A 10,492-nucleotide genomic window follows, 5' to 3' on the forward strand; every position below is an offset into this window, starting at 1 on the left:
CGTCTTTGCTTCAAGTTGGAGCAAAGCGGAAATCCCGACATTTCGTCGGGGGCAAAGATGAAAGCCGCCGGCAGGCAGAAAGTTACAGTTCTTCTCTTGCTTCTATAAAATTTTTATTCCACCGGATTTTACGGGTGATCCTTCAATGCCTACAAAATATTTGGTCGTCTGGTGAATAAAGCCGATTGATGTCAAGTGGTTCTTCCGGCAAAATTTGAATGGCAATATACATAAGCCTGAGGGACTTCCCGAAAAAACATTCACGATTTCCGGGATTCAACAACCGGAATGAAAGGATATCAATATTGTTTCACTCCAGGAAAAGATGGAGCGCAAAATTCGCGAAAGTATAAGGTCTGTTTTGCGTGCTTTGCCAAGACTTATTGATCTCTGCATGAATCTTTTCGTTTTACCAAAGTGACTTACAGAAAAAAAGCCTGAAAATTTCAGGCTTGTAAATTAGTCGAAAGCGACTCTATCTGTGATTTGTTTTGTGTTCTTAATTATGTTTCAAAAATAGCTCATTCCCTGTAGGTAATAGCAAATAATCTCCTTAATTTCAGCTCTTAAAAGGTTTGAAATCGTCAACAAAAATACTTAGCAATAATCAGCTTTTCTGAACCAGGCATGGGAAAGCTGCTAAAAAGAGAAAGCCACCCATCAATATAAATGATAAGCGGCTCTCGGTATATGTGGTTTTTTAGTTGCCTGATTTATCCTGCCATTACAGCGTCAATCTCTTTCAGAATGGTACGTTTGGTTTTTACACCAACAATACGACCGGCTTCTTTACCGTCTTTTAAAATCAGCATGGTTGGAATATTGCGGACTTTAAATTTTTGTGCCAGTTGCTGGTTATGGTCTACATTAACTTTTGCCACCATAAAATCAGTTTGGCTGTCGGCAATTTCGTTTAAGGTAGGTGCAATAATTTTGCATGGTCCGCACCAGGGAGCCCAAAAATCGAGCAATACAACTCCGCGTTTTGTTGCTGCCTTAAAGTTTTTATTATTCAGCACTTTAATCCGTTTGCTGTTTGCCACCGGTTTGGCATTTTTCATTCGAAAATAATTTACTGCAATTAATGCTACCAACGCGGCAAGAACAACCGCAATTACAATTAGTGTAGTCGACATAACTTTATTCTATAATTTTAATTTCAGAAGTAACTTCGATCGCTTTTCTGTAAAGCGCACTTACTCCACAATATCTTTCTTCCGACAAACTAACTGCTTTTTTTAGTTTCTCCAAAGGAAGATCTTTACCTTTAAAGGTATAGATAACATTCATTTTATAATACTGTTTCGGATGCTCGTCGGTTAAATCACCTTCAACAGTTACATTAAAGTCTTCCACCTCAACGCGCATTTTTTTCAGAATCGATACCACATCCATTCCCGTGCAGCCGGCAAGTGCCGTAAGCATAAGCGGTTTCGGCCGCGGACCACGGTTTTCGCCACCAACAGTTTCCGCAGCGTCGAGCATTATTTTGTGTCCATCTACTTCGGCTTCAAAAGCCATTTTATCTTTCCAGCTAACTTTTACTTCTTGTTTTGCCATTACTTTTCAATTATTAGTTACCAAACTGCTCGTCGAGAATAGCAGTAACCTGCTCGTGAGTTTGGATACTTGTAGTTGCTTTTGCCACTTTTCCGTTTTTGTAATACATGGTGAACGGAAGTCCCATAAAACCGCTGCATTCAGGTGCATTACGAATTGGCGCGGCCTCGGGATTATCAAAAGCCATAACCATAAATTTTACGTTGCTACGCTCCTTCTCCAAACGTTCCATAACATTGTATACCGGGAAACACATAGGGCCCATGCGGCCACAACATACCATTACATTTTCGTTTTCGGCCAGTACTTTTTCCAATTCTGCTGCCGATTCTATTTCAGGTAATCCTGTTCTTAAAAGTTTCATTTGTGTTCGTTTTAATTTGTTATTTCTGTTATAATTTTTTTATCCGATTCCAGTTTTCCACAACGATAGGCCTCAATTATTTGCCCGGCCGAAACCATTGGCACACCTACAAACAAATTAATTTTCTCTGAAGTAAAAATGCCAATCAATTCTTTTTTTATGCGGTGAAGAATAATGTCGGTTATGCCGTTATTTCTAATCCACAAGCGAACTTCATCTGCATTGGAGAAGTCGATAACTTCTTTTTTAGAAATGGTCGTATTTTTTGTGTCCATATCATAATAGGCAAAGTGCGAACACCCGCACAGGTACTCGCTAATTTTTTTGTTCGCTATAGGTATGGCTACTTTTTTCATTTTTTTTCTTGTAAAAAAACAGAGTGCCTAAATAATAGTGCAACTCTGTTTTATCTCCCCTCTATTCAAACCTTATTAAAATCAATATCATTATGAAAAATCAATACGACAAAGATAAATCGCTGGAAAACACAAACCGTAAAAATAGCCCTGAAGTCTGTCGGTTCGTAAACTGAAATTTGACAGTTTCATTCCTGTCGTTTGATAGTTTTGGCTTGGTTAATCGTAATTCTTATGTAAATTTGGAGAAATAACGGACTCAGAATTGGATTTTACAGATAACATACAAAATTTAGACAAACTGAATGCCTACAAAACCCGCGTTCAGTACCTAAAAGGCGAAACGATTTTTAAACAGGGGGCGTTTGCACCTTATGTAATGTACGTTGTTGAGGGATTGGTAAAAGTATACCTGCAAACCGGAATTGATAAAAACATGAGTATTAGTGTAGCTTCCGAAGGCGAATTCCTGGCGTTTTCGTCGGTGTTTGGCGAACCGGTTCACACCTATTCGGCACAGGCAATCAGCAATACCCAAATTTGTATGATCGAAAAAGAAAGCCTGAAAAAGATTCTGTTGGAAAACCCGGAATTTGCCTTAAAGATTACCTCGCAAAACTACCGTAACGAAAGGCATTTGTTTGAGGTGATCAGAAATATTTCGTATAAACAAATGCGAGGGAAACTGGCTTCTGCCCTGCTCTACCTAAGCCAGGAAGAGTTTCTGAAGAAGAATATATTTGAGTTTCTTACCCGCCAGGATATTGCTGATTTTGCGTCTATTTCGGCAGAAAGCGCCATTAAGTTTCTGAAAGAATTTGAGAAAGAAAACATTGTTACACTTAATGGCAAAAACATTATTATCGACGATACGGCTCAATTGCTGAATATCAGCAAAAACGGCTAATATTAAATGAGAAAGTAATTTATATTATCTCATCACTTCATTGTTTTTCATTCGGTTATTTCGTACTTTAAAAATCAAATTATTACGTCACTGACGAAGTTATTAGATTCATATTTATTCGAAATAATTCAACACTTTTACTCGTAAATGACCAATTATAAGGAATCTTCACCGATTAGTTTAAATCCACCATCAAGGAGTAAAAATGTATTTTCCGATATAAGGAATTTCCTAATAAATAAGCCCCAAAAGCCGACTTTAATTAAATTTGAATCGGAAGAAAACCGTAAAGAATACAACAGGCGGGTGCTGCAGCGTGTAGGTATCGATGTAAATAAAAACTTTGTTTTAAACGTTCATAAAATTGGCGTAAATGCCCCGGTTGGCTATATCTTCAATGAATTACTCAACTGGAACGGCGATTCAACCTGCTGGCCCAACCACGTTGCCAAAGTTGAACGTATTAATAATGAGATCGAAAATATCGAGATTCTTCCGTTTGGTCTTAAAAAGTATCCTTTTGGTTTAAAAAAGAGCTTTCTGGGCATGAACTTAATTCCCTTGTTTAAGCTGCATTCAATACGAATTAAAAGCACACCCGATGCATTTGATTTTGATAATGCCCGCTATTTATTGTACGACTGCACCGGAGGATACCCTATTGGTATTTTTGTTATGTACGTACGTTCACCGATTGAAGAGATGGGCGAAATTGCTCAATCCCAGCTCATATTTGCCGTGAGTTTTAATTTTTACGGAAAAGAAAAAGAGGCCAACAAGCTGGTAAATAAAATTTGGGAAAGTGTGCATAACCGGGTTACTTCAAACGTTTTAAACCGGGTTAAACAGTTAAGCGAATGGCGCTTGCAAAAGATGGCTAACGATATGGAGTATTTATAGTTGAGCTCTTCTAAGTTCGATTCCTAACCCTTTCAAAGCGAATTCTTACTCAGTTCCCTTCTCTGGCTTTTTAAATATGCCATTTACCATATTCGCCAGTAATAACAGTATTGTTGCGGGATGCAATACCCGCCTTAAAATATCGGTGTAAGGCGCACTTCCGGTAAACGTATCCCATAAAACCGAGCTCATTCTTCTTTTGTCGTTTACCTTCTTCTGTTCGTTAACTACCATTCGAAATATTCCTTTCTTGAGCGCTGATGATCTTTGGATGATCGTAGTCACCCAGAAAATAAATTTCCCAATGGCATTGTCTCTGTTTAAGCGGGTACATTCAGGTTGATAGTGCCTTTTAAAATCAGATTCGGACACTCCACTGAACAACGCAGTTTTTGCAGCCGCTTTGGCGGTTATATAAGCTGCTCCAATGCCGTTTTTGTACAGTTTTGATGATGCGGAGTCACCAATCAGCACCACACGGTCAGAATAGGCATAATGCGCATTCTTAATATTAATACCCGGGAAACACTGACAAGGCATATTTTTGTCAATATCCAGTCCTTTTGGGAAACATCGCTGAACGGCCTCGCTGTATAGAAAGCTGTCAACAATCTCTCCGGTAATTTGCTTTCCCAATAAAACCAGGGTTACGTATTGTCCTTTTGGAATAAGTGCCCCGAATTTTATGTTTTTAAGATTGAGAAGAAACACGTGCATCGAATTCCCAAAATATTGATTAATCAGTTCGTTGCCCAGTTTAAATTCGCAGATATAAGTTCTTGTGGTTTCAGGAGGAATAAAAGCCGGAGCAACTTTTTTAAACAAAGAAAATGAGCGTGGATTTAATCCCACCGACCCAACAACCAGGTCGTAATTCGCTATATTAGTTTTCGTTTGAACGGTAATCCCAGTCTCGTTTCGTTCCAAACCGCTTACCTTTTCATAAATGGTATGAACTCCTTTATCCTGGCAGAGCTCCAATAAATAATTGTCGAAACTAACCGAGTCAATGTTTTCACTTCCCAGGGGGCCAAATCCCCTGAACATGGAGGCGATCTTTTGGTCTTTTAATGGTGTTTCAATTAAGGTTGCACCTTGCTCCATATGAAGCTTATACGATTCGATTCCGCGACGTACAACGTTCGCTGGCAGAACAATTCCGTCGGAGGATAAGGCCTGAATCAATGACTCTGAAACGATTCCCCCACAACGGTTACAACCTGCCGGGCCGGCTACATGAAAATTCTTTGCTTCGTAAATGTCAATGTGGATGTTGATTCCTCTTTGTTCGGCAAAACCAAGTGCGAAGTAAGCAAAGAAACTTCCGGCCGGACCACCGCCAATAACAGCAATTCTAGATCCATTACCGATATTAAAGTTTTTGTTTTTATTCACTTTCGCCAGGTTTAGTTTAACTATCAAAACAAGTGTGAGGGAAAAGCTTTCTAAAAAAGTACTGGAGGAAAAATGGTTAATACTTTGAACTACCTATGGACCGGAGTCCGGTATTTTTATGTGTTATATACCATTTAATTACAGTAAAGGTTACAGTATACCCGACTGTTGCAGTAGGGTTTCATATCTCGGTATTAAAACTTGTAATCTGTTTTAATCCATATAATGATTTGATAATTAAAAAAATCCGTGTTCTTTTGTTGCATAGAATTTATAGGCACAGCACACTTAATATGAGACTTTCGGAAACACAAAAAGACCAAATAATAAATGAATTAAAGATTTCGGCCATCCGTAGTAGCGGTCCCGGCGGACAAAACGTGAACAAGGTTAACACTAAAATAGAACTACGTTTTGACCTGATTGACACCGCTGTTTTTACCGAAACTCAAAAACAAAAGCTTGCCACTAAATTAAAGAACCGAATAAATTCTGAAGGAGTAATTGTGCTTTTCGAGAGCAGCGAACGCAGCCAGTTAAAAAACAAACAGCAAGCCATCACCAAGCTTATAGAGCTGATAGAAAAGGCCTTAACTCCTGTTAAACGTAGAGTTAAAACAAAGCCAACAATTTCGTCGAAATTAAAACGATTGGAGAAGAAAAAACAACAAGCAACTAAAAAACAACTGCGTCAACGGCCTGATTTGTAATTAGGGAAATTGATAATATGATAAATTGTAAAACTGTTAAATTGAGCGTAAGTTAAACTTTATGAAGAAGCTGTTTACAGCCAATGACAAACACATCTGCAATCAAAAATCGTTAATCATCATTCTTAAATATTTCAGTCGTTTTGCACCAAATTTTACCACAGACTTTACCCCCTGTTTTTTGTATTCTGATTTGTAGTTTGCCGGTATCAAAGTATTTTTTGTTTCTTTACAGCTCAATTCTTAGAGTAAAGCATGCGAAACATTCTGGAGAAAATAGGAAAAATGATCATCAACTTTGTTGATTGGTTTTATTTTCCATTCCTGCAATTTCTTCCGCGCGAAATCTTTCGCTATGCCGCCACCGGTGGAGTTAACACGCTGCTCGACATCAGTTTGTATTTTATCTTCTACCGTTTTGTAATCAAAATGCAGATCGTTGATTTGGGTTTTATTGCAATTAGTCCGCACATTGCCGCTTTTCTAATTGTTTTTCCGATAACCTTTACAACAGGCTTCTTTTTGGCAAAGTATGTAACGTTTACTGCGTCGGAATTAAAAGGGCGCATTCAACTGTTCAGGTATTTGCTTACCGTAGGCGGATCGATTCTGCTTAACTATATTTTTCTGAAATTCTTTGTTGAATATTGCGGTCTGTACGCTACGCTTTCAAAACTCCTAACTACCATTCTGGTAATTGTTTACAGCTACGTGGCTCAGCGCTACTTTACCTTCAAAACGGGTAAAAAGCTGCTTGCGGCCCGAAATCGTTTGTAAAAAATCACTCTGGTTAACATTTGTTTTGCGGATTGTACTATATTTATTATCCGTATGGAACAGTACCGTATTAAATATTATCCAACCATTTTACAGGGCATTCACCTTGTTATTCTTTACATTTTTATTCAAACCGTTGTTGATTTTCCTTTGGCGTTAATTGATTATTACAAGGGTACCGAATACCTTTATAATCCCGTTAAAAAAATTGCACTTGGCGTTGGTTCTGTAGTGTTTATCCTACTATATGGAATCCGAAAAGCAAAAGCTCCGTTTTTGGAGATCTTTCCCATTAAACTTTTTAATCCCTTGGTATTTATTCCAATCGTAACCTTTCTTTGGGGCGCACATAACATTCTGGAAGACGTTAACATATGGGTTGAAAAGCTGTTGCCTGCCCCACCCTGGTTTTGGGAACTTTTCGATCGTATTTTTGAAGGCGACTATGGTTTTATGGGCGCTTTCCTGAAAGTGGCGGTTATTGCTCCAATTATTGAGGAACTTATTTTCAGAGGCCTGATATTTAATGGTTTCCGGAAGAATTACAATGGTTTTGTTGCCGTATTTATGTCGGCACTTTTATTTTCCCTTTTTCATTTAAATCCTTGGCAAATGCCGGCTACGTTTCTGCTGGGGCTACTGCTGGGCTGGTTAATGTTGCGCACCAATAATATTTTTGTTGCTATTATCGGTCACTCCATTAACAATGCGATGGTGCTGCTAACCGTAACCTACTGGCAACAAATTCGCGAACATTCCATCTATCTTTTAGAGCGAAATAATCTATTGCTTCTAAGTGCACTTGTTATGGCCCTTTCTGTAGTGCTAATGTATTTCACAAGTATTCCGTGGTTTGGTAAACGCCGAAGATAAACGCTTGTTTGCCGAATATTTTCAACCCGATAAAGAGGAAACACTATTTTTACGCCCGTAATTAATTTTAAAATATGGACATTCTATTAATCGTTTTAGGAGCACTTTTTATTATCAGTGGAGTTTTAGGTTGCGTTTTACCCATCATTCCGGGGCCTCCTTTAAGTTATATTGGCCTTCTGTTACTTCATTTCACCGAACGTTATCAGTTCTCTTCAAAGTTTCTGATTATATGGGCTATCATTACGGTGGTAGTGTATGCACTCGATTACCTGATTCCGGCCTGGGGAACCAAAAAATTCGGCGGAAGTAAACGTGGCGTTTGGGGCAGCATTATCGGCCTGGTAATAGGAATGTTCTTCTTTCCTCCTTTTGGCATAATAATCGGTCCGTTTATAGGTGCTGTTGTTGGTGAACTTACTGTCGGAAAAGACTCGGGAGCCGCCTTAAAATCGGGTTTTGGTTCGTTTATGGGTTTTTTGGCCGGGACATTACTGAAACTTATTGCATCGGGTATGATGACCTGGTATTTCGTAAAAGAAATGATTGTTTAACAATTAGAATATAAACAAAGCCTCGTTTATAATATTTTCAATTCATTTTAGTTTGATAAACAAGAACATTGTTTAAAATAATACTTTTGTCGCGTGGCAAAAAAGACAACAAATACAACTTCCCGGACCAAAAAGCCGGTGAACAGAAAGAAAGGGAAATCGAAAAAAACAGGTAAAAAATATCCGCTGCTCAGTTTTATTTTTAAAGCCGGAGTAGTACTATTCTTACTCGGATGTTTGTTCTTTATCCTGGTTTTCCTGGGCGTATTAGGCCCGGTTCCTTCTAAAACACAGTTACATCAGATCAATAACCCACTGGCTTCGGAAGTCTATTCTGTCGACGGAAAAATACTTGGCCGGTATTACGTGGAAAACAGAAGTTATGTCTCTTTCGACGAAATTTCGCCCAATGTAATTAATGCCCTTGTTGCTACTGAAGATTCGCGTTTTTACGAACATCGCGGTATTGATGAAATTGCATTGGCGCGGGTACTTTTTAAGTCTATTATTTTACGCAACGATGCTGCCGGAGGTGGAAGTACCATTAGTCAGCAAATTGCCAAGAACCTGTTTCCACGGGTTGATTACGGACCATTGTCGATGCCGGTGAATAAACTGCGCGAAGCAATTATTGCCTATCGTTTAGAGCGTATTTATAATAAACAGGAAATTCTGGCTTTATACCTTAACACTGTTCCTTTTGCCGAAAACACTTTTGGAATTGAGGTAGCTGCTGAGCGTTTTTTCTCTAAATCGCCAAAAAGTCTGGATGTGCATGAAGCGGCAGTTTTAGTGGGGATGTTAAAAGCCAACAACTATTACAATCCGCGAACACATCCCGAGCGTGCCTTAGGCCGCCGCAATGTGGTGATCGACCTGATGGTAAAGAATAATTACCTGAATGCTGCCGATGCTGCCAAATACAAAGAAAAGCCGCTTGGAATGCATTACCGCCTGATTTCATATAATCAGGGACCTGCTCCGTATTTTCTGGAGCGTTTAAAACCCGAATTACTGGAATGGTGCGAGGACAATGTTAATGAAAAAGGCGAACATTACAACTTGTATACTGATGGTTTAAAGATTACCACAAGTATTGATTACAACCTACAGCTTTACGCACAACAGTCGGTAAAAGAGTACATGAAAAACCTGCAAAAGGTATTTGATGACCACTGGAAATCGAGAGATATTTTCAGAGAGAAGCCGGAAGTATTAAAAAGTGCTATTCAGAACCTGAATACCAGCGGAGACAGCTACGCTGATGAGTTGAAAAAATATTCGGCAAAAACGCATGCATCGTTATTTACCTGGGATGGAGTTGAAAGTATGGAGGTTTCGCGCCTCGATTCATTAAAACACTACCTGAAAATGCTAAATGCCGGATTTATTGCTATCGATCCGCACACTTCGCATTTAAAAGCATGGGTTGGCGGAATTGATTACCGTTTTTTTAAGTACGACCATGTTACGGCGCCGCGACAAACCGGATCAACATTTAAACCGTTTGTGTACCTGGCAGCCTTGGAAGAAGATATATCGGCAGATACTTATTTTGTAAATCAATACAAGGTTTACGAGGAATATAAAGACTGGGCACCGCGGAATTCGCACAACGAATATGGTGGCTACTACTCCATGAAAGGAGCTCTGGCAAAATCGTTAAATACTGTTTCGGTTGATGTGCTTTTGGAAGCGGGAATTGATGAAACCATTGATATTGCAAGAGATCTGGGAATATCGGCCGATCTTCCCGACTACCCTTCTCTGGCACTTGGAGTAGCTTCAGTATCACTAAAAGAAATGGTGGAAGCTTTTGCCGGCATTGTAAACGACGGGAAACCGGTTAAAGCGAATTACCTGTTGCAAATTGCTGACAAAAATGGGAAAGTTCTTAAAACTTTTGATTATGAATTGGCCAACGAGCCAGTAGTTTCGGTTGAAAATTGCAGGGCCGTAATTAATATGATGGAAGCCGTTGTAGACGGTGGAACCGGACGAGGAATCCGTACCATTTATAAAATCCCGGGAGAGTTTGCCGGGAAAACAGGTACTACGCAAAATAACTCGGATGGTTGGTTTATCGGCCTTACACC

The 10,492-nt window shown here is 39.2% G+C and carries 12 protein-coding genes; 7 read left to right on the forward strand and 5 right to left on the reverse strand.

Translation table 11 applies throughout. The features are described from left to right. Positions 1-713: 713 nt before the first annotated feature. Genes trxA through ABZB17_RS15740 form a run of 4 tightly spaced genes read right to left on the reverse strand, consistent with a single transcriptional unit; the run spans position 714 to position 2,280 of the window. Entirely contained in the window at positions 714-1,136 is a 423-nt protein-coding gene (gene trxA, locus ABZB17_RS15725; protein ID WP_319502791.1) for a thioredoxin, read from the reverse strand. Between the two features lie 4 nt (positions 1,137-1,140). Beyond that, positions 1,141-1,560 carry an OsmC family protein gene (locus ABZB17_RS15730; RefSeq protein ID WP_372651407.1) on the reverse strand — a complete coding sequence of 140 codons (420 nt, stop codon included), beginning with the start codon at positions 1,558-1,560 and terminating at the stop codon, positions 1,141-1,143. Positions 1,561-1,573: 13 nt separating this feature from the next. After that, complete coding sequence (locus ABZB17_RS15735) at positions 1,574-1,924, reverse strand: thioredoxin family protein (RefSeq protein WP_045032908.1); 351 nt, start codon at positions 1,922-1,924, stop codon at positions 1,574-1,576. A gap of 11 nt (positions 1,925-1,935) precedes the next feature. Next, on the reverse strand, positions 1,936-2,280 hold the full coding sequence (locus ABZB17_RS15740) for a hypothetical protein (protein WP_372651410.1): 345 nt from the start codon (positions 2,278-2,280) through the stop codon (positions 1,936-1,938). Between the two features lie 265 nt (positions 2,281-2,545). Between ABZB17_RS15740 and ABZB17_RS15745 the strand changes: the two genes are divergently transcribed. Next, complete coding sequence (locus tag ABZB17_RS15745; protein ID WP_372651412.1) at positions 2,546-3,187, forward strand: Crp/Fnr family transcriptional regulator; 642 nt, start codon at positions 2,546-2,548, stop codon at positions 3,185-3,187. Between the two features lie 147 nt (positions 3,188-3,334). Continuing rightward, positions 3,335-4,087 carry a hypothetical protein gene (locus tag ABZB17_RS15750; RefSeq protein WP_372651414.1) on the forward strand — a complete coding sequence of 251 codons (753 nt, stop codon included), beginning with the start codon at positions 3,335-3,337 and terminating at the stop codon, positions 4,085-4,087. Between the two features lie 45 nt (positions 4,088-4,132). Here the strand turns inward: ABZB17_RS15750 and ABZB17_RS15755 are convergent, their stop codons facing one another. Next, positions 4,133-5,482, reverse strand: coding sequence for a hypothetical protein (locus tag ABZB17_RS15755; protein ID WP_372651416.1), 1,350 nt, complete (start codon positions 5,480-5,482; stop codon positions 4,133-4,135). Between the two features lie 293 nt (positions 5,483-5,775). Between ABZB17_RS15755 and arfB the strand changes: the two genes are divergently transcribed. The 5 genes from arfB to ABZB17_RS15780 all read left to right on the forward strand — a co-directional run. Beyond that, a complete protein-coding gene (arfB, locus tag ABZB17_RS15760) occupies positions 5,776-6,192 on the forward strand; it encodes an alternative ribosome rescue aminoacyl-tRNA hydrolase ArfB (RefSeq protein ID WP_372651418.1) in 417 nt (138 codons plus the stop codon). Between the two features lie 255 nt (positions 6,193-6,447). Next, positions 6,448-6,969: a GtrA family protein gene (locus ABZB17_RS15765; protein WP_372651420.1), complete on the forward strand. Its 522-nt coding sequence runs from the start codon at positions 6,448-6,450 to the stop codon at positions 6,967-6,969. Positions 6,970-7,023: 54 nt separating this feature from the next. After that, positions 7,024-7,842 (forward strand): lysostaphin resistance A-like protein, encoded by an 819-nt coding sequence (locus ABZB17_RS15770; RefSeq protein WP_372651422.1) that lies wholly within the window; start codon positions 7,024-7,026, stop codon positions 7,840-7,842. Positions 7,843-7,916: 74 nt separating this feature from the next. Continuing rightward, entirely contained in the window at positions 7,917-8,396 is a 480-nt protein-coding gene (locus ABZB17_RS15775; RefSeq protein ID WP_372651424.1) for a DUF456 domain-containing protein, read from the forward strand. 138 nt (positions 8,397-8,534) lie between these two features. Continuing rightward, a partial coding sequence (locus ABZB17_RS15780; RefSeq protein WP_372651426.1) for a transglycosylase domain-containing protein occupies positions 8,535-10,492 on the forward strand: 1,958 nt, incomplete at its 3' end.

It is taken from the genome of Draconibacterium sp., from assembly GCF_041583095.1.
Taxonomy (GTDB): Bacteria; Bacteroidota; Bacteroidia; order Bacteroidales; family Prolixibacteraceae; genus Draconibacterium.

Coding starts and splice junctions, on each gene's coding strand:
- trxA (WP_319502791.1), bottom strand. CDS start 1,136: ATGTCGACTACACTAATTGTAATTGCGGTTGTTCTTGCCGCGTTGGTA.
- ABZB17_RS15730 (WP_372651407.1), bottom strand. CDS start 1,560: ATGGCAAAACAAGAAGTAAAAGTTAGCTGGAAAGATAAAATGGCTTTT.
- ABZB17_RS15735 (WP_045032908.1), bottom strand. CDS start 1,924: ATGAAACTTTTAAGAACAGGATTACCTGAAATAGAATCGGCAGCAGAA.
- ABZB17_RS15740 (WP_372651410.1), bottom strand. CDS start 2,280: ATGAAAAAAGTAGCCATACCTATAGCGAACAAAAAAATTAGCGAGTAC.
- ABZB17_RS15750 (WP_372651414.1), top strand. CDS start 3,335: ATGACCAATTATAAGGAATCTTCACCGATTAGTTTAAATCCACCATCA.
- arfB (WP_372651418.1), top strand. CDS start 5,776: ATGAGACTTTCGGAAACACAAAAAGACCAAATAATAAATGAATTAAAG.
- ABZB17_RS15765 (WP_372651420.1), top strand. CDS start 6,448: ATGCGAAACATTCTGGAGAAAATAGGAAAAATGATCATCAACTTTGTT.
- ABZB17_RS15770 (WP_372651422.1), top strand. CDS start 7,024: ATGGAACAGTACCGTATTAAATATTATCCAACCATTTTACAGGGCATT.
- ABZB17_RS15775 (WP_372651424.1), top strand. CDS start 7,917: ATGGACATTCTATTAATCGTTTTAGGAGCACTTTTTATTATCAGTGGA.